At 63.5% G+C, this 24937-nt stretch carries 2 protein-coding genes (1 of these 2 cut by a window edge); both read left to right on the plus strand.

The annotated features are described in order from the left end of the window. The gene (locus tag ACOI2T_RS04080) at nucleotides 1–15618 is read left to right on the plus strand and encodes a non-ribosomal peptide synthetase (RefSeq protein WP_479681029.1); all 15618 of its coding nucleotides are present in this window, start codon (nucleotides 1–3) and stop codon (nucleotides 15616–15618) included. Then, nucleotides 15615–24937, plus strand: the 5' portion of a protein-coding gene (locus tag ACOI2T_RS04085; RefSeq protein ID WP_421875882.1) for a non-ribosomal peptide synthase/polyketide synthase. It continues 7261 nt past the right edge of the window; the window shows 9323 of its 16584 coding nt (coding positions 1–9323); the start codon lies at nucleotides 15615–15617; its stop codon lies beyond the right edge, outside the window. Before ACOI2T_RS04080 ends, ACOI2T_RS04085 begins: the two co-directional genes overlap by 4 nt.

The raw sequence follows: 24937 nt of genomic DNA on the forward strand, positions 1-24937 counted from the left end.
GTGAACATCCTGCCGTCGACGCCGGCGTTCTCTTTCGGGGGTGCCACCGCGACGGCGTCGTTTACGAACGTCGGACCGTTAGGCGGGTTCGGGCTCATCTTCTCCACCGTCGGAGACGACCTGTTGTTGAGTACGGCGGGTGCCGCGCAGCCATTCGCCGGCCTGGATGTCGGCGACATCGCGTCCGCGCTGGGTCGAATCCTGGCGCAGATGGCCACTGATCCGCAGCAGCAGTTGTCAGCGATCGATGCGCTCGAACCCGGTGATCTTTCCAGGCTCGACTCGATGGGCAACCGGCCGGCTTTGGCTGCGCCGCTTACGCCGACGGCGTCGATCCCCGCCAGGTTTGCGACGTGGGTGGCGGCCACGCCCGACGCGACCGCGATTCGTTTCGATGGGCGCTCGGTCAGCTATCGGCAGCTCGATGAAACGTCGAACCGGTTGGCACACAAGCTCGTTGAGTCCGGTGCCCGCGCCGGGCAGCGAGTGGGGCTGCTGTTCAACCGTTCAGCCGACGCGATCGTGTCGATGCTGGCGGTACTGAAGACTGGTGCGGCGTACGTCCCGATCGACCCCGCGCACCCCGACGCGCGTATCGACTTCATGCTCGATGACGCCGCGCCGATCGCGGTGATCACCAATGCCACGCTTTCGGAGCGCTTGGCGGGCCGAGGCCAGTCGATCGTTTTCGTCGACGACCCGGAGATCGCCGCCTACCCTTCGACACCGCTCGCGGTTGCGTCGGCTGACGATGTTGCGTATGTCATCTACACCTCGGGGACCACCGGTCGTCCCAAAGGCGTTGCCATCACGCATCACAACGTCACACAGATGATGGGCAGGCTGGACGAGACAGAGGTGCCGGTCGGCTCGGGACAGGTGTGGTCGCAGTGGCATTCCTACAGCTTCGACATCTCGGGCTGGGAGATCTATGCCGCGCTGCTCAATGGTGCTCAGCTGGTGGTGGTCCCGGAATCGGTCGCGCGGTCACCCGAGGATCTGCGCACCCTGCTGATCGACGAGAAGGTCAGCGTGTTGAGCCAGACGCCGTCCGCGGCGGGGATGTTGTCGCCTGACGGCCTGGAGTCGGTGACCCTGCTCGTCGGTGGGGAGGCCTGCCCGCCCGACCTCGTGGATCGGTGGGCGTCGGTGCGCGCGGTGATCAACGAGTACGGACCGACCGAGACCACGATGTGGGTATCGACGAGTGAGCGATTACGGCCCGGGGCAGACACGGTGCCGATCGGCAAGCCACTGCCGGGGTCGGCCTTGTTCGTCTTGGACGGTTGGTTGCGTCCGGTACCCCCGGGTGTGGTGGGTGACCTGTATGTGGCGGGACACAACGTCGGCGTCGGCTACATGGGCCGGGCCGGCTTGACCGCGTCGCGGTTCCTGGCGTGCCCGTTCGGTGAACCAGGAATGCGGATGTATCGCACGGGCGACCTGGTGCGGTGGGACGACGATGGTCAGTTGGTGTATCTGGGGCGTTCGGACGAGCAGGTCAAGGTTCGGGGTCACCGCATCGAGCTGGGTGAGATCCAGGTAGCCCTCGCAGCACTGGATGGTGTGGCCCAGGCTGCGGTCATCACTCGTGAGGACCGGCCGGGTGATCTTCGGCTGGTGGGGTATGTCACGGGAACCGTCGATCCGGTTGCGGCTCGCGGGTTGTTGGCTGAGCGCTTGCCGGGTTACATGGTGCCGGCTGCGGTGGTGGTGCTTGATTCACTGCCGGTGACGGTCAACGGCAAACTGGACAAGCGGGCACTGCCGGCACCCGAATACCGGGACGACGAATACCGGGCTCCGACGACTCCGACCGAGGATCTGCTGGCCGGAGTTTTCGCTCAGGTGTTGGGATTGGAGCGCGTCGGGGTCGACCAGTCTTTCTTCGACCTCGGTGGTGACTCGCTGATCGCGATGCGGCTGGCCGCCACGCTCAGTGAGGCCCTCAACGTGCAGGTACCGGTCCGGACACTGTTCGAGAGCCCGACGGTGGCGCAGCTCGCTCCCCGAATCGGCGAGATCACCGATGGAATGGAGCCGTTGGTTCCGGTTGAGCGGCCTGCGGTGGTGCCGTTGTCGTTTGCGCAGAGTCGGTTGTGGTTTTTGGAGCAGTTGCATGGTCCGTCGCCGGTGTACAACATGGCGGTTGCGTTGCGGTTGCGGGGTCGGCTCGATGTCGAGGCGTTGAAATCCGCGCTGGGCGATGTCGTGGCGCGTCACGAGAGTCTGCGGACGCTGTACGTGGCGACCGATGGTGTTCCGCAACAGTTGGTCTTGCCGCCTGACGCCGCCGAATTCGGTTGGCAGTCAATCGATGCAACCGGCTGGACGGCTGCCGAAATTGACCGTGCCAGCGATGAAGCCGCCGGCCACGAGTTCGACCTGACCACCGAAACACCCTTGTTCGCAACGCTTCTGCAACTTGGCGAACAAGAGTTTGTGTTGGTGGGGGTGGTGCATCATATTGCGGCTGATGGGTGGTCGGTGACGCCGTTGGTGGCTGATTTGGCTCGGGCGTATCGGGCTCGGGTGTCTGGTGGGGTGCCGGGGTGGTCGCCGTTGCCGGTGCAGTATGTGGATTACACGTTGTGGCAGCGTGCGCAGCTGGGTGATTTGGATGATGCTGCGAGTCGTATTGGTGTGCAGTTGGCGTTTTGGCGTGATGCGTTGGCGGGGTTGCCTGAGCAGTTGGAGTTGCCGACTGATCGGCCGTATCCGTTGGTGGCGGATTATCGTGGTGCCACGGTGGAGGTGGACTGGCCGGCTGACCTACAGCGGAGTATCCGCGAGATTGCCCGCGAGCACCGCGCGACCACGTTCATGGTCGTCGAAGCTGCCCTCGGGGTGTTGCTGTCGAAACTGAGTGCCACCAGTGATGTGGCGCTGGGCTTCTCGATCGCTGGCCGTAATGATCCCGCGCTTGATGAGTTGGTGGGTTTTTTCGTCAACACGTTGGTTCTTCGTGCTGATTTGTCGGGTGATCCGACGTTTGTGGAGCTGTTGGGCCAGGTGCGGGCGCGGAGTTTGGCGGCGTTCGATCATCAGGATGTGCCGTTTGAGGTGTTGGTGGATCGGCTCAATGTGGGTCGGTCGATGTCTCGCCATCCGTTGGTGCAGGTGTTGTTGGCCTGGCAGAACTTTGACGGTCAGGGTGCGGGGGGTGTTGCTGGCGGCCTGTCGTTGGGTGATGTGGAGGTGAGCCCGCTGCCGGTGCAGACTCACACCGCGCGGATGGATTTGTCGTTTTCGCTTGGTGAGCGTTGGACGGCGGATGGTCAGCCTGCTGGGATCGGTGGTGCGGTGGAGTTCCGTACCGATGTGTTCGATGCGGCCACGATCGAGCGGTTGGTGGCACGCCTGGAACGAGTCCTCTCGATGGTGACAGCTGAACCGGCGCAGCGGATCTCGCACATCGATGTGGTCACCGCAGAAGAGCACGCTCACCTCAATGGCCACGGAAACGTCGGGGTTCTGACCGCACCCGCACCGAGCTTGTCCTCGATTCCGGTGTTGTTTGGTGGGCAGGTGGCGCGGTGCCCGGATGCGGTGGCGTTGGTTTCGGATGGGCGTTCGGTTACGTATCGGGAGTTGGACGAGGCGTCGAATCGGTTGGCGCATCTGCTCGTCGGCCACGGCGCCGGCCCGGGACGCCGTGTTGCGGTGTTGTTTTCGCGGTCTGTTGAGGCGATTGTGGCGATTTTGGGGGTGCTGAAGACGGGTGCGGCGTATGTGCCGATCGATCCGGCGCATCCTGACGCGCGGGTTGGGTTTGTGTTGGGGGATGCGGCGCCGGTGGCGGTGGTGACGACTGCTCAGTTGCGGCCTCGTGTGGAGGGTTATGACCTGTTGGTGGTCGAGGTTGATGATGCTCGTTTGGGGGATCAGCCGAGTGGTGCTTTGCCGGTGCCGGCGGCCGATGACATCGCTTATGTGATTTACACGTCGGGGACGACGGGGGTTCCCAAAGGTGTTGCGGTGCCGCACCGTAATGTGGTTGAGCTGCTGGAAACGCTTGGTGCGGATGTGGATTCGGCTGGGCAGGTGTGGACGCTGGCGCATTCGTTGGCGTTTGACTATTCGGTGTGGGAGATCTGGGGGCCGTTGCTTGGCGGTGGCCGGTTGGTGATCGTGCCGGAGTCGGTGACGCGGTCGCCCGAGGAGTTCCTCGCGGTTCTGGTTGCCGAGCAGGTGGATGTGTTGAGTCAGACGCCTTCGGCGTTCTATGCGTTGCAGACTGCCGAGGAGCTGTCGCCGGAGCTGGGGCAGCGGCTGAAGTTGCAGACGGTGATCTTTGGTGGGGAAGCTCTTGAGCCCCAGCGTATTCGTCCTTGGTTGGAGCGGCATTCGGGGTTGCCGCGGATGATCAACATGTATGGCATCACCGAGACCACGGTGCATGCGTCGTTTCGTGAGGTCGTCGCGTCCGATTGCGAGCGCAGCGTAAGCCCGATCGGGGTGCCGTTGGGGCACTTGAGTTTCTTTGTGCTCGATCGTCACTTGCGGCCGGTTCCGCCGGGTGTGGTGGGTGAGTTGTATGTGGCTGGTGGTGGTTTGGCGGTTGGGTATGTGGGTCGTTCGGGGTTGACGGGTTCGCGGTTTGTGGCGTGTCCGTTCGGTGCGTCGGGGGTGCGGATGTATCGGACGGGGGATTTGGTGCGGTGGGGTGTTGATGGTCAGTTGGTGTATGTGGGGCGGGCTGATGAGCAGGTCAAGGTTCGGGGTTATCGGATTGAGTTGGGGGAGATTCAGGTAGCGCTGGCGGCGCTGGAGGGTGTTGAGCAGGCTGCGGTGGTTGCGCGGGAGGATCGGCCGGGCGATAAGCGGCTTGTTGGTTACATCACTGGTGGTGCTGATCCGGTGGTGGTTCGTGGGTTGTTGGGGGAGCGGTTGCCGGGTTATATGGTGCCGGCTGCGGTGGTGGTGGTGGAGTCGTTGCCGTTGACGGTGAATGGCAAGTTGGATGTGCGGGCGTTGCCGGCGCCGGAGTATCGCGATGGTGATGGTTATCGTGGGCCGTCGAATGCCACTGAGGAGATTTTGGCCGGGATTTATGCCCAGGTGTTGGGTCTGGATCAGGTCAGTGTCGATGACTCCTTCTTCGAACTCGGTGGTAATTCGTTGTCGGCGATGCGGGTGATCGCGGCGGTGAATTCGGCGTTGGGTGTGGGGGTTTCGGTTCGGGCGTTGTTTGAGTCGCCGTCGGTGGCGCAGTTGGCGTGTCGTGTGGGGGATGGGGCCGGTGGTTTGGGGCCGTTGGTTGCTGTGGAGCGGCCTGCGGTGGTGCCGTTGTCGTTTGCGCAGAGTCGGTTGTGGTTTTTGGAGCAGTTGCATGGTCCGTCGCCGGTGTACAACATGGCGATTGGGTTGCGGTTGCGGGGTCGGCTTGATGTGGGGGCGTTGAGGTCGGCGCTGGGTGATGTGGTGGCGCGTCATGAGAGTCTGCGGACGTTGTTTGTGGCGGCTGATGGTGTGGCGCAGCAGGTGGTGTTGGGCGCTGATGTGGCTGAGGTGGGGTGGGAGCTGGTTGATGCGTCGGGCTGGTCGGCTGAGCGGTTGGAGCGGGCGGTTGGCGAGTCGGCGCGTTACGCGTTTGATTTGACGCGTGAGATTCCGTTGCGGGCCAGGCTGTTTGCGTTGTCTGACACGGAGTTTGTGTTGGTGGGGGTGGTGCATCATATTGCGGCTGATGGGTGGTCGGTGACGCCGTTGGTGGCTGATTTGGCTCGGGCGTATCGGGCTCGGGTGTCTGGTGGGGTGCCGGGGTGGTCGCCGTTGCCGGTGCAGTATGTGGATTACACGTTGTGGCAGCGTGCGCAGCTGGGTGATTTGGATGATGCTGCGAGTCGTATTGGTGTGCAGTTGGCGTTTTGGCGTGATGCGTTGGCGGGGTTGCCTGAGCAGTTGGAGTTGCCGACTGATCGGCCCTATCCGTTGGTGGCCGATCATCGTGGTGCCACGGTGGAGGTGGACTGGCCGGCTGAACTGGCGCGGCGGGTGGTTGAGGTGGCCCGCGAGCAGGGTGCGACCACGTTCATGGTGGTGCAGGCGGCGTTGGCGGTGTTGTTGGGCAAGTTGAGTGCCAGCGATGATGTGGCGGTTGGGTTTCCGATCGCTGGCCGTAATGATCCCGCGCTTGATGAGTTGGTGGGTTTTTTCGTCAACACGTTGGTTCTTCGTGCTGATTTGTCGGGTGATCCGACGTTTGTGGAGTTGTTGGGCCAGGTGCGTGCGCGGAGTTTGGCGGCGTTTGATCATCAGGATGTGCCGTTTGAGGTGTTGGTGGATCGGCTCAATGTGGGTCGGTCGATGTCTCGCCATCCGTTGGTGCAGGTGTTGTTGGCCTGGCAGAACTTCGCCGGCCGGGGTGTGGACAGCGATGTGACGCTGGGCGATGTCGAGGTCAGCCCGCTGCACGCCGACACCCAAACCGCACGCATGGATCTGACGTTCTCACTCAACGAACGCTGGACCGACGACGGCACACCCGCCGGCATCAGCGGCGCAGTCGAGTTCCGCACCGACGTGTTCGACCCCACCACCATCGAACAACTGGTAACACGCCTCGAACGAATCCTGGTGGCAGTCACGGCCGATCCTCTGCGGCGGTTGTCATCGGTGGAGTTGCTGTCCGAGGACGAGCGTGAGCGGTTGGATGCGTGGGGCAACCGGAATGCCCCGATTATGTCGGAGGTGGCGGCGAAGTCGATTCCGGTGTTGTTTGGTGGGCAGGTGGCGCGGTGCCCGGATGCGGTGGCGTTGGTTTCGGATGGGCGTTCGGTTACGTATCGGGAGTTGGACGAGGCGTCGAATCGGTTGGCGCATCTGCTCGTCGGCCACGGCGCCGGCCCGGGACGCCGTGTTGCGGTGTTGTTTTCGCGGTCTGTTGAGGCGATTGTGGCGATTTTGGGGGTGCTGAAGACGGGTGCGGCGTATGTGCCGATCGATCCGGCGCATCCTGACGCGCGGGTTGGGTTTGTGTTGGGGGATGCGGCGCCGGTGGCGGTGGTGACGACTGCTCAGTTGCGGCCTCGTGTGGAGGGTTATGACCTGTTGGTGGTCGAGGTTGATGATGCTCGTTTGGGGGATCAGCCGAGTGGTGCTTTGCCGGTGCCGGCGGCCGATGACATCGCTTATGTGATTTACACGTCGGGGACGACGGGGGTTCCCAAAGGTGTTGCGGTGCCGCACCGTAATGTGGTTGAGCTGCTGGAAACGCTTGGTGCGGATGTGGATTCGGCTGGGCAGGTGTGGACGCTGGCGCATTCGTTGGCGTTTGACTATTCGGTGTGGGAGATCTGGGGGCCGTTGCTTGGCGGTGGCCGGTTGGTGATCGTGCCGGAGTCGGTGACGCGGTCGCCCGAGGAGTTCCTCGCGGTTCTGGTTGCCGAGCAGGTGGATGTGTTGAGTCAGACGCCTTCGGCGTTCTATGCGTTGCAGACTGCCGAGGAGCTGTCGCCGGAGCTGGGGCAGCGGCTGAAGTTGCAGACGGTGATCTTTGGTGGGGAAGCTCTTGAGCCCCAGCGTATTCGTCCTTGGTTGGAGCGGCATTCGGGGTTGCCGCGGATGATCAACATGTATGGCATCACCGAGACCACGGTGCATGCGTCGTTTCGTGAGGTCGTCGCGTCCGATTGCGAGCGCAGCGTAAGCCCGATCGGGGTGCCGTTGGGGCACTTGAGTTTCTTTGTGCTCGATCGTCACTTGCGGCCGGTTCCGCCGGGTGTGGTGGGTGAGTTGTATGTGGCTGGTGGTGGTTTGGCGGTTGGGTATGTGGGTCGTTCGGGGTTGACGGGTTCGCGGTTTGTGGCGTGTCCGTTCGGTGCGTCGGGGGTGCGGATGTATCGGACGGGGGATTTGGTGCGGTGGGGTGTTGATGGTCAGTTGGTGTATGTGGGGCGGGCTGATGAGCAGGTCAAGGTTCGGGGTTATCGGATTGAGTTGGGGGAGATTCAGGTAGCGCTGGCGGCGCTGGAGGGTGTTGAGCAGGCTGCGGTGGTTGCGCGGGAGGATCGGCCGGGCGATAAGCGGCTTGTTGGTTACATCACTGGTGGTGCTGATCCGGTGGTGGTTCGTGGGTTGTTGGGGGAGCGGTTGCCGGGTTATATGGTGCCGGCTGCGGTGGTGGTGGTGGAGTCGTTGCCGTTGACGGTGAACGGCAAGTTGGATGTGCGGGCGTTGCCGGCGCCGGAGTATCGCGATGGTGATGGTTATCGTGGGCCGTCGAATGCCACTGAGGAGATTTTGGCCGGGATTTATGCCCAGGTGCTGGGTCTGGATCAGGTCAGTGTCGATGACTCCTTCTTCGAACTCGGCGGAGACAGCATCCTTTCCATGCAGTTGGTGGCCAGGGCACGCGCCGCGGGTCTGGTGTGTCAACCGCGCGATGTGTTCATCGAGCAGTCGGTGTCCCGGCTGGCTCGCGTGGTCAGGCACGAAAGTGCAGCGGAGGGCCGGACGGATGACGGCGTCGGGCCGATTGTGCCCACACCGATAATCGAATGGCTTTGGGACATCAATGGTCCCATTGATCATTTCAACCAGACCATGGTGTTGCAGGCACCGTCCACCGCGACCGAGGAAGACGCGGTCATCCTGCTTCAGGCTTTGCTTGACCGGCACGGCATGCTGCGCCTGCGTGTCGACGATGACGGCGACGAGAAGCCGAGGCTGCGGGTCACCGAGCCGGGCTCAGTCCTTGCCCGTGACCGCATGCTGACCGTCGACGAGGTATCAGGTGATTCTCTGGCGGAGGCGCGTTCGCGGCTGAATCCAGCAGCAGGGTCGATGCTCGCGGCGGTGTGGGGCAACAAGACCGGCCAGTTGGCGGTGATCATCCATCACATGGCGGTCGATGGGGTCTCCTGGCGGATCCTGATCGAAGATCTGAACACTGCCTGGCTCCAGCATCGGGCGGGACAGCCGATAGCGGTTCCAGCGGCCGGCACATCCTTCGCCTCGTGGGCGACGTTGCTGCGTGACCATGCGACCGATCCAGCGGTCGTGTCCAATGCCGACGCGTGGCGGCAGATAGCCAAGCTTCCTGCAGTGCTGCCGCCGCCGCAGTCCGACGTAGATACTTACGCCACAGCGGGACAGCGGTCGATGACTCTGGACCCGCAGACCACGGCTTTGCTGCTCGGCGAGGTACCGACCGCATTCCGTGCCGGCGTCCAAGACATCCTGCTGATTGCCTTCGGAATGGCGTGGGCGGAGTACCTCGGTGGCATTCGCGGGCCGATTCGTGTCGATGTGGAAAACCATGGGCGCGATGAGGGGTTGGCCGTCGATGCGGATCTGTCTCGTACCGTCGGTTGGTTCACCGCGAAGTACCCGGTGGCACTCCAAGTCGAGAACCCGGCGTGGCCGCAGGTCGCAGCGGGCGATGCCGAAATCGGCCGTGTCGTCAAGGAATTGAAAGAACAGCTCCGCGCCCAGCCCGACGCACTCAGCTACGGACTACTGCGGTATCTGAACCCCGACGTCGACATCTCCGGACCCGAATCGTCCATCGTGTTCAACTATCTCGGCCGGCTCGGCGGGACTGCCGAGTTGTCCGATGAGCTGTGGCGCCCGCATCCCGACGGAGTGGCTCTGACGGCTGAGGCAACTGCGGTGTCGACACCGCTGCCTCACACCGTTGAGATGAATGCCGGAATTCTGAATGGCGACGGCGGTGAGCCGCGACTGCACGCGACGTGGACATGGGCCACATCGGCGCTCGGACACGAAGCGATCGACCGGATAGGTCAGCTGTGGTTCGAGGCGTTGACCGGTATCTGCGCCCACGTCCAGGCCGGTGGCGGGGGATTGACGCCGTCAGACATCCCGTCCACCAGGCTCGGTCAGCAGCAGGTCGACATACTGACGGGTCGGCATCCGGTCGTCGACATCCTGCCGCTGACACCTCTGCAGCGCGGACTCATGTTCCACACGCACACCGCCGATGAGACGGACGACGTCTACGCGGTGCAGCTGGACATCACTGTGTCCGGACCACTTGACGTCGATCGGCTGCGTGACGCCACGTTCGCGGTGGTCCGTCGTCACCCGCACCTGGTGGCCCTGTTCTCAGACGAGTTCGACGAGCCGGTTCAGTTGCTGCCGGCTGACCCGTCGGTGCCATGGCAGTACATCGAGGCGGGCATCGCGGACGACGTGGATGAACTGATCGCCCGAGTGTGTGCAGATGAACGTGCTGCAGTACGCAAACTGGCGGATCAACCGGTGTTTCGTGCCGCCTTGATCAGAACGGCCGCGGATGAGCACCGTTTCGTGCTGACCAATCACCACATCCTGCTCGACGGATGGTCGACACCGATCCTGCTACAGGAAATTTTCGCCAGCTACTACCGGCACCGTCTACCCGCCGCCACGCCGTACCGACGATTCGTGCAGTGGCTGACCGAACGCGACGTCGATGCGGCGAGTTCGGCTTGGCGCGAAGCGTTCACAGACTTGTCCGCACCCACACTGATTGGTACGTCAGGGAATTCGCATCCGGGGCAGCGCGGCTACCAGTCCTATCAGTTGCCGACTGAAATCTCGACTGCGATAGGAGAACTCGCGCGGTCACAACACACCACTGTCAACACCGTGCTACAGGCCGCGTGGGCACAGTTGCTCAGCGTGCTCACTGGTCAGCACGATGTCGTCTTCGGCACAGCGGTATCCGGTCGCCCCGCTGATCTGGTCGGAGCCGAATCGATGGTTGGACTACTGATCAACACGGTGCCGGTGCGAGCGAGGATGACGGCGTCCACCACCACCGCGAGCTTGCTCGACCAGATGCAGCGCTTCACCAACGACACACTCGACCATCAGCACCTGGCACTGAGCGAGATCCACCGTGCCGCGGGCCACGATCAACTGTTCGACACACTCTTCGTTTTCGAGAACTATCCCATCGACATCGGTGAGCTCTCGGGTGAGGACGGATTGGCCGTCACCGCCTTCACCGCGCGCGAACAGAACCACTACCCGTTGAGCATGCAGGCTGTGCCGGGTGAGCAACTGAGTTTCCGTATCGAGTACGACGCAGATGCGTTCAGCAGCAATGAGATCGCAACGTTGTTCGCTCGTTTCGAGCGAACGTTGCTCGGCATGACAGCCGACCCGGAGCGGAAACTGCTGTCGCTCGACCTACTCGTCGACGGCGAGCACGCACAGCTCGCGGCGTGGGGTAACCGCGCGGTCCTGTCGCAACCGGAGAACCCGATGTCGGTGCCCGAGCTGTTCGGCGCCCAAGTCGCTCGAACCCCGAATGCCGTTGCGTTGTCCAAGGGTGATGAAACGTGGACATATCGCGAGCTCGACGAACATGCGAACCGGCTCGCGAATCGGCTGGTGGCCACCGGGGCCCGTGCCGGCGAGTGCGTGGCAGTGATGTTCCCGCGGTCCGCCGAGGCCATCGTCGCCATCCTTGCCGTGCTCAAGAGCGGCGCAGCCTATCTGCCGATCGATCCTGCGGTGCCGTCGGCGCGTATCGATTTCATGATCGCCGACGCTGCTCCGGTTACGGCGATCACGACGGCCGAGTTGGCCGAGAAGTTCGCCAACCACCGGTTGACGGTGCTCACCGTGCAAGATCCCAGTGTCGGCAGCCAGCCGAGTACCGCGGTGCCCGGACCGGCACCCGACGACGTCGCGCACATCATCTACACCTCCGGCACCACGGGTAAGCCCAAAGGCGTTGCGGTCACCCACCGCAACGTGACTCGGCTTTTCGACTCCATGGATGTCGAGTTCGACCTGTCACCTGATCAGGTGTGGACGCAATGTGCCTCCTATGCGTTCGACTACACGGTGTGGGAGATATGGGGTGCGTTGCTGCATGGCGGGCGGCTTGTCGTCGTACCCGAATCGGTGATGCAGTCGCCCGACGAGTTCCACGCGCTGCTGCTGGCAGAGCGGGTCACGGTGCTGAGCCAGACCCCTTCTGCGGTGGCAATGCTGTCGCCGGATGGCTTGGACTCCACAGCCTTGATGGTCGCCGCGGAGGCCTGCCCGGCTGAAGTTGTGGACCGCTGGGCTCCGGGTCGAGTGATGATCAACGGCTACGGGCCGACCGAGACGACGGTCTACGCCACGATCAGCGCGCCGTTGCGGCCAGGGTCCGGTGTCGTGCCGATCGGTTCACCCGTACCGGGCACGGCATTGTTCGTCTTGGACAACTGGCTGCGGCCGGTGCCCGCCGGGGTGGTCGGCGAGTTGTACGTGGCCGGGCGCGGAGTGAGCTACGGATACGTGCGGCGGTCGGCGCTCACCGCGACTCGGTTCGTGGCCTGTCCGTTCGACGGCTACGGAGACCGGATGTACCGCACCGGCGACCTGGTGCGGTGGGGCACCGACGGTCAGCTGCAGTATCTGGGCCGCGCGGACGAGCAGGTCAAGATTCGCGGGTACCGCATCGAACTGGGCGAGGTGCAGTCCGCGTTGTCCGCTGTGGACGGTGTGGACCAAGCCGCCGTCGTCGTCCGCGAGGACCGTTCCGGCGACAAGCGGATCGTTGGGTACGTCACGGGGCAAGTCGATCCGGCCGCTGCACGGGCGGCGCTGGCCGAGCGCTTGCCGGCGTACATGGTGCCGACAGCGGTGGTGGTGCTCGAAGCGATACCGCTGACAGTCAACGGGAAACTCGACAAACGGGCGCTGCCTGCACCTGAGTATCAGGACCGCGGCGGCTACCAACGGCCCGCCAATGCGGTCGAGGAGATTCTTGCCGGCATCTACGGCCAGGTCTTGGGATTGGAGCGTGTCGGCGTCGACGACTCGTTCTTCGAACTCGGGGGAGACAGCATCCTGTCGATGCAGGTTGTCACCGCCGCGCGGGCTGCCGGACTGGATTGCCGCCCAAGGGACGTGTTCGTCGAGCAGACGGTGGCGCGATTGGCCAGGGTGGTCGAGGTCAGCGACATCGGTATCGAGGGCCGAGGCGACGAGGGCGTAGGGCCGCTGCCGGCCACGCCGATCATCAGATGGCTGCAAACCGTGGGCGATACGGATCAATTCAACCAGGCACTGGTGATCGAGGCCCCCGCTGCGGCAACGGAGGCCGACGCCGTCGTGGTGCTGCAGTCGTTGCTCGACCATCACGCCGCGTTGCGGCTGCGCGTCGACGAAAGTGATTCGGAGACTTGGTCTCTGACCGTGCTCGAACCCGGTTCGGTACGGGCCTCCGATTGTCTTCGGTCTGTCGACGCGTTGTCCGATGATGCGGTGGTGGCGGCCACGACACGGTTGGCTCCAACCGCAGGCACGATGCTCAGCGCGCTGTGGGTGCGGTCGACCAGACAGTTGGTGCTGATGATCCACCACCTGGCCGTCGACGGTGTGTCCTGGCGAATCCTGTTGGAAGACCTCAACATCGCATGGGCTCAGCGCCACAACGGGCAGCCGATCGCTCTACCCAGGACCGGTACATCGTATGCGCGATGGGCCGACATGCTGGCCAAGCAGGCGTATGCCCCGCAGGTGGTCGACCAAGCCGATGACTGGCGGCAGGTGCTGAACAGCGCCTCGATCCTGCCGGCGGTGCGCCCCGGCGTCGACACCTTCGCAAGCGCGGGCCGGCTGTCGGCCGCGCTGGATGTCGAGACAACTCGATTGCTACTGGGTGACGTGCCCACCGCATTCCACGCTGGTGTCCAGGACGTTCTACTCATCGCGTTCGGGATGGCGCTAGCCGAATTCTTCGGCGTGACCGATGCCGCAATCGGCATCGACGTGGAGGGCCACGGGCGGCACGAGGAGATCGCCACCGACGCCGATCTGTCTCGCACCGTGGGTTGGTTCACGACAAAGTATCCGGTGGCGTTGAGAATCGATGAAATATCTTGGCCGCTACTGGAAGACGGTGATCCTGTTGTCGGTTCGATCGTCAAGAGCGCGAAAGAGCAGCTGAGAACCCAGCCCCATGGGCTCACCTACGGGTTGCTCCGTTACCTGAACTCCGCTGTCGAACTGACCGGCTCAGAGCCGACGATCGGGTTCAACTATCTCGGGCGTCTGGGTGCCGCCGCGGCCGGCCTGCCCGAGGAGCTGTGGCGAATCAGCGTATCGGGCATGTCGGCGATCGGCGCCGCAGCGCAGCTGCCCATGCCGCTCACTCATGCGGTCGAGCTGAACGCCGTGACCATGGATACCGAAGCCGGCCCCACGCTGCGCGCTGATTGGACTTGGGCACCGTCGATCCTCGATGAAGACCAAGTCAACCAGCTCAGCCAGTTGTGGTTGGCCGCCTTGGCCGGCATCTGCTCGTATGTGCGCCGAGGCGGTGGCGGTCTCACGCCGTCGGATATCGCCCCAGCTCGACTCAGCCAGAAGGACATCGACGAACTGGCCGGCCGCTACAACGTCGCAGACATCCTGCCTCTGACGCCGCTCCAGCAGGGACTGCTCTTCCATTCGAGTGCCACCCGGCGTGCCGGGATCTCGAGTGAGCTGTATTCCGTCCAAGTCGAATTCACCGTGTCGGGGCAGCTCGACATAACGCGGTTGCGGGCCGCGGTGCAGAACGTCGTGACCCGCCATCCCAACTTGGTCGCCCGATTCTGCCAGGAGTTCGACGAGCCGGTGCAGGTGATCCTGTCCGACCCGGCCGCTGTCTGGAGGTACGTCGAACTCGACGCGAATGCACCCGATATCGACGACGAGATACGGAAAATCAGCTCGGACGAACGATTGGCCGTTGGCGATTTCCTCGATGAGCCCGCGTTCCGCATCGTCCTCATCCGCACCGCAGACGACCAGCATCGGTGCGTTGTCACCTTCCATCACATCGTGATCGACGGATGGTCGATGTCCGTTCTGATGCGTGAGATCTTCGCGAGCTACTTTGGTGCGGACCTGCCCGCGCCCGGTTCGTACCGCGACTATGTGTCGTGGTTGGCCGCGCGAGACATAGATGCCGCGCGCGAGGCGTGGCGCACAACCTTTGCCGGCTTCTCGACACCCACACTGGTGAGCCCGCCGAATCGATCCGAGACGGGGCCGCGTGGCGTGGAACGATTCCCGATCTCCAAGGAGACCACGTCGGCACTCGAGAATCTCGCGCGCTCACAGCGCACCACCATGAACACGGTGTTGCAGTGTGCGTGGGCGCTTCTCCTCACCTCGTTGACCGGACAGAACGATGTCGCGTTCGGTGTCACGGTGTCTGGGCGTCCCGCAGAGGTCGAGGATTCCGGGTCCATCATCGGTCTCGTCATCAACACGGTGCCGGTACGGGCCACCATCACGCCCGAAACCACGGTCACCGATCTGCTGGAGCAGCTGCAGAAGTCGCATGGTGACACGCTCGAGCACCAACACCTGGCTCTGCGTGAAATACACCGGGCCACAGGGCATGACGAGCTGTTCGACACCCTTATCGTGTACCAGAACTACCCGATCGAAATCGGCGCGGAGTTGAACGCAGGTGGCTTGGCGGTCAGCGACATCTCCGGTCGTGAGTACAACCACTATCCGCTGACTGTGCAGGTGCATCCGGGAGCTGAACTCGACGTGCGCGTCGAGTACGACACCGACGTGTTCAGTCCGGCCCGCATCCAGACGTTGATGCGCCGACTTCAACGTGTGCTGGCCGCAATGACTGCCGATCAGGAGAGCCAATCATGACCGTTGATGCCAAGCGGCTGCTGTCGATCGACCTCTTCGACGAAGACGAACACGCTCAGCTCGACGAGTGGGCGAACAAGAAGCTGTTGGCCGAACCGACTCCTGAGGGCGAGTCGATCCCGGCCTTGTTCGCGCGTCACGTGGCGTCGTCACCGGACTCCGTCGCGGTGTCGTTCGACGGCGGATCGATTACCTACGCGCAACTGGACGAGGCCGCCGACGACATGGCTCGTCGACTGGCGACGCAGGGCGCGCGTCCGGGTCACTGCGTGGCTGTTCTGCTGAATCGCTCCGTCGAGGCGGTCGTGGCAATTCTCGGTGTGCTGAAGACCGGGGCGGCTTATCTGCCGATCGACCCAGCCCATCCAGACGCACGTATCGGGTTCGTGCTGGACGATGCGGCACCGGTAGTCGTGGTCACCAACTCCGACCTGAGGCCTCGGCTCGACGGGCGGAGCCTCCCGATCGTCGATGTCACGGATTCTGCCGCCGAGAACGGCTCAGCCTCCCTGCAGCCGCCAGACGCGGACGATGTTGCCTACATCATCTATACCTCGGGTACGACGGGAGTTCCCAAAGGTGTTGCGATAACGCATCGCAACGTGACGCAGCTCTTGGGGTCGTTGAACGCCGGGTTGCCTCGGGCCGGTACGTGGGCGCTGTGCCATTCGTTGTCTTTCGACGTATCAGCATGGGAGATCTTCGCGCCGCTTCTCGATGGTGGTCGAATCGTCGTGGTGTCGGAGCAGGTGACGAACTCTCCCGATGATTTTCATGACGTACTGGTCGATCAGGGGGTGAGTGTACTCACCCACACGCCGTCGGCGGCTGCGGTGCTGTCGCACGAGGGTCTGGATTCGCTCGCTTTGGTGATGGCCGGTGAGGCATGTACTGCCGAGGTTGTGGACCGATGGGCGCCTGGGCGCACGATGATCAACGCTTACGGACCAACCGAGACGACCATGTGCGTGTCCATCAGCAAGCCGTTGACGGCGCGGATGGGTACGCCGCCAATTGGCTCACCGGTGCCAGGAGCTGCACTCTTCGTGCTAGACAACGGGTTACGTCCGGTGGCTCCCGGGGTGATCGGCGAGTTGTATGTGGCCGGCCACGGGGTGGGCGTGGGCTACATCGGCCGGCCGGGCCTGACGGGTTCGCGGTTCGTGGCGTGTCCGTTCGGGGGCTCGGGTGTGCGGATGTACCGCACCGGTGATCTGGTTCGGTGGAACGACGATGGTCAGCTGCAGTATCTGGGTCGTGCCGACGAGCAGGTCAAGATCCGTGGCTATCGTGTCGAATTGGGCGAGATACAGGCAGCTTTGGCCGCGCTGGATGGTGTTGATCAGGCGGCGGTGATTGCCCGTGAGGACCGCCCGGGTGACAAGCGGCTTGTCGGTTACATCACCGGCACCGCTGATCCCGTCGGCGCGCGGTCAGCGTTGGCCGAACACTTACCGGCCTACATGGTCCCCGCGGCGGTGCTGTCGCTGGAATCTCTGCCGTTGACGGTCAACGGCAAGCTCGACACTCGAGCCCTTCCAGCACCGGATTACGCGGCTGGTGCCGGGTACCGGGCGCCGAGCAACGCGGTAGAGGATCTCCTCGCGGGTATCTTCGCGCAGGTTCTCGGCGTCGGCCAGATCGGGGTCGACGACTCGTTCTTCGACCTGGGCGGCGACAGCATCCTCGCCATGCGAGCGGTTGCCGCCGTGAACCGCGAGTTGGACGGTGGACTACCGGTACGGGCGTTGTTCGAGTCGCCGACGGTCGCGCAGTTGGCTGGTCGTGTCGGGGAAGGGGCCGACGGTTTCGGACCATTGGTCGCGGTTGAGCGGCCTGCGGTGGTTCCGTTGTCGTTCGCGCAGAATCGGTTGTGGTTCTTGGAGCAGCTGCAGGGCCCGTCGCCGGTCTACAACATGCCGGTTGCGTTGTCTTTGCACGGTGAACTCGATGCGGCGGCTCTTGCCGCGGCGCTTCACGAGGTGGTGAGCCGGCACGAGATCCTGCGCACCGTACTCCCCGCAATCGATGGGTCACCCCGGCAGGTCGTTGTGCCGGCCGACCAGGCGAACTTCGGCTGGGAGGTGGTGGATGCGAGTAACTGGCCACAGAGCCGCCTCGAAGAAGAAATCGATGCGTCGGCCCGGCACACGTTCGACCTGACCTACGAGATACCGATCCACGCAACGCTTTTCCGTATCAGCGACGATGACCATGTACTGGTGACAGTCGTGCACCACATTGCCGCAGACGGGTGGTCGATCGCCCCATTCGTGAGCGATCTGGCCGAAGCGTATGCGGCACATCAGCATCGGCGCGAACCCCGATGGAAGCCGTTGCCGGTGCAGTATGTGGATTACACGTTGTGGCAGCGTGCGCAGCTGGGTGATTTGGATGATGCTGCGAGTCGTATTGGTGTGCAGTTGGCGTTTTGGCGTGATGCGTTGGCGGGGTTGCCTGAGCAGTTGGAGTTGCCGACTGATCGGCCGTATCCGTTGGTGGCGGATTATCGCGGGGCCAGTGTGGCGGTGGACTGGCCGGTCGAACTGCAGCAGCGGGTGGCCGCGGTTGCCCGGGCGCACAATGTAACCAGCTTCATGGTCGTCCAAGCCGCGCTCACCGTTCTCTTGTCGAAGATTGCCGCGACACCCGATGTGGCCGTGGGGTATTCCATCGCCGGCCGGCGCGATCCGGCTTTACATGACCTGGTGGGTTTCTTCGTCAATACGTTGGTTCTTCGTGCTGATTTGTCGGGTGATCCGACGTTTGTTGAGTTGTTGGGTCAGGTGCGGGCGCGGAGTTTGGCGGCGTTTGATCATCAGGATGTGCCGTTCGAGGTGTTGGTGGATCGGCTCAATCCGGCCAGGTCCATGTCTCGGCATCCGATCGTGCAGGTGTTGTTGGCGTGGCAGAACTTTGACGGTCAGGGTGCGGGGGGTGTTGCTGGCGGCCTGTCGTTGGGTGATGTGAAGGTGAGCCCGCTGCCGGTGCAGACTCACACCGCGCGGATGGATCTGTCGTTTTCGCTTGGTGAGCGTTGGACGGCGGATGGTCAGCCTGCTGGGATCGGTGGTGCGGTGGAGTTCCGTACCGATGTGTTCGATGCGGCCACGATCGAGCGGTTGGTGGCACGCCTGGAGCAGGTGTTGGCGACGGTGGCAGATGAACCGGCGCAGCGGATCTCGCACATCGATGTGGTCACCGCCGATGAACATGCTCACCTCGACGACCACGGAAACATCGGGGTTCTGACCGCACCCGCACCGGGCTCGTCCTCGATTCCGGTGTTGTTTGGTGGGCAGGTGTTGCGGTGCCCGGATGCGGTGGCGGTGTCGTGTGGGCGGCGTTCGATGACGTATGCGGAGTTGGATGAGGCGTCGGATCGGTTGGCGTATTTGCTTTCTGGTGTGGGTGCGGGGCCTGGTCAGCGGGTTGCGGTGTTGTTTTCGCGGTCTGTTGAGGCGATTGTGGCGATTGTGGGGGTGTTGAAGTCGGGGGCGGCGTATGTGCCGATTGATCCGGCGTTGCCGGATGCGCGGGTTGGGTTTGTGTTGGGGGATGCGGCGCCGGTGGCGGTGGTGACGACTGCTCAGTTGCGGCCTCGTGTGGAGGGTTATGACCTGTTGGTGGTCGAGGTTGATGATGCTCGTTTGGGGGATCAGCCGAGTGGTGCTTTGCCGGTGGTGGCGGCTGATGATGTCGCTTATGTGATTTATACGTCGGGGACGACGGGTGTGCCCAAAGGTGTTGCGGTGACGCATGGCAACGTGGCGCAGTTGGTGGAGTCGCTTCCGGTGGATTTGCCGCGGGCGGGGGCGTGGACGCAGTGGCATTCGTATTCGTTTGATGTTTCGGTGTGGGATATTTTTGCTCCGCTTTTGGGTGGGGGCAGGGTGGTGGTGGTGCCGGAGGAGGTGGCGGCTTCGCCGGCGGATTTTCATGCGTTGTTGGTGGCTGAGGGTGTTGATGTGTTGAGTCAGACGCCGTCGGCGGCGGCGATGGTCTCGCCGCAGGGTTTGGGTTCGATGGCGTTGGTGGTGGCTGGTGAGGCGTGTCCGGCTGATTTGGTTGATAGGTGGGCGCCTGGGCGGGCGATGTTCAATGCGTATGGGCCGACGGAGGCGACGGTTTATACGGCGGTGAGTGCGCCGTTGGTGGCGGGTTGTGGTGTGGTGCCGATTGGTTCGCCGGTGCCGGGTTCGGCGTTGTTTGTGTTGGATGGTTTTTTGCGGCCGGTTCCGCCGGGTGTGGTGGGTGAGTTGTATGTGGCTGGTGGTGGTTTGGCGGTTGGGTATGTGGGTCGTTCGGGGTTGACGGGTTCGCGGTTTGTGGCGTGTCCGTTCGGTGCGTCGGGGGTGCGGATGTATCGGACGGGGGATTTGGTGCGGTGGGGTGTTGATGGTCAGTTGGTGTATGTGGGGCGGGCTGATGAGCAGGTCAAGGTTCGGGGTTATCGGATTGAGTTGGGGGAGATTCAGGTAGCGCTGGCGGCGCTGGAGGGTGTTGAGCAGGCTGCGGTGGTTGCGCGGGAGGATCGGCCGGGTGATAAGCGGCTTGTTGGTTACATCACTGGTGGTGCTGATCCGGTGGTGGTTCGTGGGTTGTTGGGTGAGCGGTTGCCGGGTTATATGGTGCCGGCTGCGGTGGTGGTGGTGGAGTCGTTGCCGTTGACGGTGAATGGCAAGTTGGATGTGCGGGCGTTGCCGGCGCCGGAGTATCGCGATGGTGATGGTTATCGTGGGCCGTCGAATGCCACTGAGGAGATTTTGGCCGGGATTTATGCCCAGGTGTTGGGTCTGGATCAGGTCAGTGTCGATGACTCCTTCTTCGAACTCGGTGGTAATTCGTTGTCGGCGATGCGGGTGATCGCGGCGGTGAATTCGGCGTTGGGTGTGGGGGTTTCGGTTCGGGCGTTGTTTGAGTCGCCGTCGGTGGCGCAGTTGGCGTGTCGTGTGGGGGATGGGGCCGGTGGTTTGGGGCCGTTGGTTGCTGTGGAGCGGCCTGCGGTGGTGCCGTTGTCGTTTGCGCAGAGTCGGTTGTGGTTTTTGGAGCAGTTGCATGGTCCGTCGCCGGTGTACAACATGGCGATTGGGTTGCGGTTGCGGGGTCGGCTTGATGTGGGGGCGTTGAGGTCGGCGCTGGGTGATGTGGTGGCGCGTCATGAGAGTCTGCGGACGTTGTTTGTGGCGGCTGATGGTGTGGCGCAGCAGGTGGTGTTGGGCGCTGATGTGGCTGAGGTGGGGTGGGAGCTGGTTGATGCGTCGGGCTGGTCGGCTGAGCGGTTGGAGCGGGCGGTTGGCGAGTCGGCGCGTTACGCGTTTGATTTGACGCGTGAGATTCCGTTGCGGGCCAGGCTGTTTGCGTTGTCTGACACGGAGTTTGTGTTGGTGGGGGTGGTGCATCATATTGCGGCTGATGGGTGGTCGGTGACGCCGTTGGTGGCTGATTTGGCTCGGGCGTATCGGGCTCGGGTGTCTGGTGGGGTGCCGGGGTGGTCGCCGTTGCCGGTGCAGTATGTGGATTACACGTTGTGGCAGCGTGCGCAGCTGGGTGATTTGGATGATGCTGCGAGTCGTATTGGTGTGCAGTTGGCGTTTTGGCGTGATGCGTTGGCGGGGTTGCCTGAGCAGTTGGAGTTGCCGACTGATCGGCCCTATCCGTTGGTGGCCGATCATCGTGGTGCCACGGTGGAGGTGCAGTGGCCGGCTGAACTGGCGCGGCGGGTGGTTGAGGTGGCCCGCGAGCAGGGTGCGACCACGTTCATGGTGGTGCAGGCGGCGTTGGCGGTGTTGTTGGGCAAGTTGAGTGCCAGCGATGATGTGGCGGTTGGGTTTCCGATCGCTGGCCGTAATGATCCCGCGCTTGATGAGTTGGTGGGTTTTTTCGTCAACACGTTGGTTCTTCGTGCTGATTTGTCGGGTGATCCGACGTTTGTGGAGTTGTTGGGCCAGGTGCGTGCGCGGAGTTTGGCGGCGTTTGATCATCAGGATGTGCCGTTTGAGGTGTTGGTGGATCGGCTCAATGTGGGTCGGTCGATGTCTCGCCATCCGTTGGTGCAGGTGTTGTTGGCCTGGCAGAACTTCGCCGGCCGGGGTGTGGACAGCGATGTGACGCTGGGCGATGTCGAGGTCAGCCCGCTGCACGCCGACACCCAAACCGCACGCATGGATCTGACGTTCTCACTCAACGAACGCTGGACCGACGACGGCACACCCGCCGGCATCAGCGGCGCAGTCGAGTTCCGCACCGACGTGTTCGACCCCACCACCATCGAACAACTGGTAACACGCCTCGAACGAATCCTGGCGTCGGTGACAGCTGATCCGGCGCAGCGGATCTCGGGAATCGATGTGGTCACCGCAGAAGAGCATGCGCACCTCGAGGGCCTCGGAAACCTCGCGGTACTGACCGCACCGGAACCGCACACGCCCTCGATTCCGGCGTCATTTGCTCAACGGGCAGCGCGGTGCCCCGAAGCGGTGGCGATGTCCTTCGAGCAGCGCTCGACGACCTACCGGGAGTTGGACGAAGCGTCGAATCGATTGGCGCATCTGCTCGTCGGCCACGGCGCCTGCCCGGGACGCCGGGTCGCGCTGTTGATGAACCGCTCGGACGATGCCGTCGTGGCGATCCTCGCCGTGCTCAAAACCGGTGCAGCATATGTGCCACTCGACCCCGCACACCCCGACAGCCGCGTCGAGGTCATCCTCGGTGATTCTGCCCCGGTCGCGGTCATCACCACGGCCCAACTGGCGGATCGGCTGGCAAGTTCGGATGCAACGGTCATCCGCATCGACGACCCGCGCGTCCGAACCCAGCCCGCAACGCCATTGCCTGCGCCGGAGCCGGACGATCTCGCGTACATCATCTACACCTCCGGGACCACGGGCGTCCCCAAAGGTGTGGCAGTGCCGCATCGAAATGTGACTCAACTGCTTGAGTCGGTCGAAATCGGTGTGCGCCCCGGAGGAGTGTGGACCCAGTGGCACTCCTTGGCCTTCGACGTCTCGGTGTGGGAGATCTTCGGCGCGCTGCTCAGTGGCGGGCGGCTGGTGGTCGTCCCCGAATCGGTCGCCCATGCGCCGGAGGACTTCCACGCCTTGATCCGCCGTGAGCGTGTTGACGTTCTCAATCAGACGCCCTCGGCGTTGCGCTTGCTCCCGACAGACGGATTGGAGTCGGTTGCGGTAGTGGTGGCGGGGGAAGCCTGCCCGGTGGAGGTCGCCGATCGGTGGGCACCCGGCCGATTGATGATCAACGGTTACGGTCCGACCGAAACCTGGTACACGTCCTTCAGCACACCGTTGACATCGGGATCGGTTGTTGTGCCGATCGGTTCGCCGGTGCCTGGGGCGGCGTTCTTTGTGCTGGATCGTTTCCTGCGGCCGGTTCCTCCCGGCGTCATCGGTGAGTTGTACGTGGCTGGCCGGGGAGTGGCCGCAGGTTATTTCGGACGTGGTCCCCTGACCGCGTCCCGGTTTGTGGCGTGTCCGTTTGAGGGCACGGGCGAGCGGATGTATCGCACCGGCGATCTGGTGCGGTGGGGGACCGACGGCCAGCTGCAGTATCTCGGCCGCTCTGACGAGCAGGTCAAGATTCGCGGATTCCGCGTCGAGCTTGGCGATGTCCAGAGTGCGCTCGCCGATCTGGAACGAGTCGACCAAGCGATCGTGATCGCCCGTGAGGATTCTCCTGGTGACACGCGGTTGGTCGGTTATGTCACCGGTAGCGTGAACCCAGCCGAATTGCGCGCTGCATTGGCCGAACGTCTGCCGTCCTACATGGTGCCGGCGGCGATCGTCGTCCTGGACTCTGTTCCCTTGACGCCCAACGGCAAACTCGACAGAAAGAGTCTGCCGGAGCCCGAATACGGCGACCGTGACCGGTACCGGCCTCCGGCCAACGCGCTGGAGGAACTCGTGGCGGGCGCTTATGCCCAGATCCTGGGCACGGAGCGGATCGGAGTCGACGATTCGTTCTTCGAGCTGGGCGGCGATTCGCTTTCGGCCATGCGGTTGATCGCCGCTGTCAACAAGGCGCTCGACGTCAACCTCAGCGTGCGCGATCTCTTCGAGGCGCCGTCGGTGGCCGGCCTGGTCGCGCGCATAGACGGCGTAAACCGAGGACTCGAGCCGTTGAAGCCGGCCGACACGCGACCGGATGTGGTCCCGCTGTCGTTCGCTCAGAAGCGACTGTGGGTTTTGGATCAGCTCCAGGGCCCGTCACCGGTGTACAACATGGTGGTGGCGCTGCGCTTGACCGGGCAGCTCGACACCGAGGCGCTGCGTTCGGCGTTCGCGGATGTCGTTGCGCGACATGAGACTCTGCGCACATTGTTCCCGGCCGTGGACGGTATCCCTCGGCAGCATGTGGTTCCCGTCGGCCAGGCCGAGCCGGATTGGCAGGTGGTCAGTGCCGACGGCTGGACCGAGTCGGATTTGCGTGAGGCGATCGGTGCTGCGGCAGGCCATGCGTTCGACCTGGCAACCGAGATTCCGGTGCGCACAACGCTGTTCCGCGTTACCGAGGACGAGCACGTCTTGGTGGGCGTGGTGCACCATATCGCCGCGGACGGCCGGTCGATCGCCCCGTTGGTGACGGATTTGGGTGTCGCGTACCAGCAACGGGCTCAGGGAGCGACGCCGACATGGTCGCCACTGCCCGTGCAGTACGTGGATTACACGCTGTGGCAGCGGCATCAGCTCGGTGAGCTCGACGACACCGCCAGCCAGATCGCTGCTCAGCTGGCCTATTGGGAAGCAGCGCTGTCCGGAATGCCGGAGCGGCTGCAACTCCCAACCGATCGCCCGTATCCCCCGATCGCTGATCAGCACGGCGCGAACGTGCTGGTCGAATGGCCTGCGCCGCTGCAGCAACAGGTGCGCGAGGTCGCGCGGCAGCATCAGGCCACGACGTTCATGGTGATGCAGGCGGCATTGGCGGTTCTGTTGTCCCGCTTGAGCTCCACTCCGGATGTGGCCGTCGGCTTCCCGATCGCGGGGCGGAGCGATCCGGCTCTCGACGACCTCGTTGGCTTCTTCGTCAACACGTTGGTCCTGAGGCTTGATCTCAGTGGTGATCCGACCGTCGCCGAGCTGTTGAGCCAGGTGCGCCAGCGCAGCCTGGCTGCCTACGAACACCAGGATGTCCCGTTCGAGGTACTGGTCGAGAAGCTGAACCCGACCCGATCGATGGCTCACCATCCGCTCGTCCAGGTGATGTTGGCTTGGCAGAACTTCGCGGGCCAGAACGGTGGTCTCAATGCATTGAGCCTGGGCGATCTCGAGGTCACTCAACTACCGGCGGAGACACAGAGCGC

It is taken from the genome of Mycolicibacterium wolinskyi str. Jessa 2025 (genome assembly GCF_049241375.1).
GTDB lineage: Bacteria > Actinomycetota > Actinomycetes > Mycobacteriales > Mycobacteriaceae > Mycobacterium > Mycobacterium wolinskyi.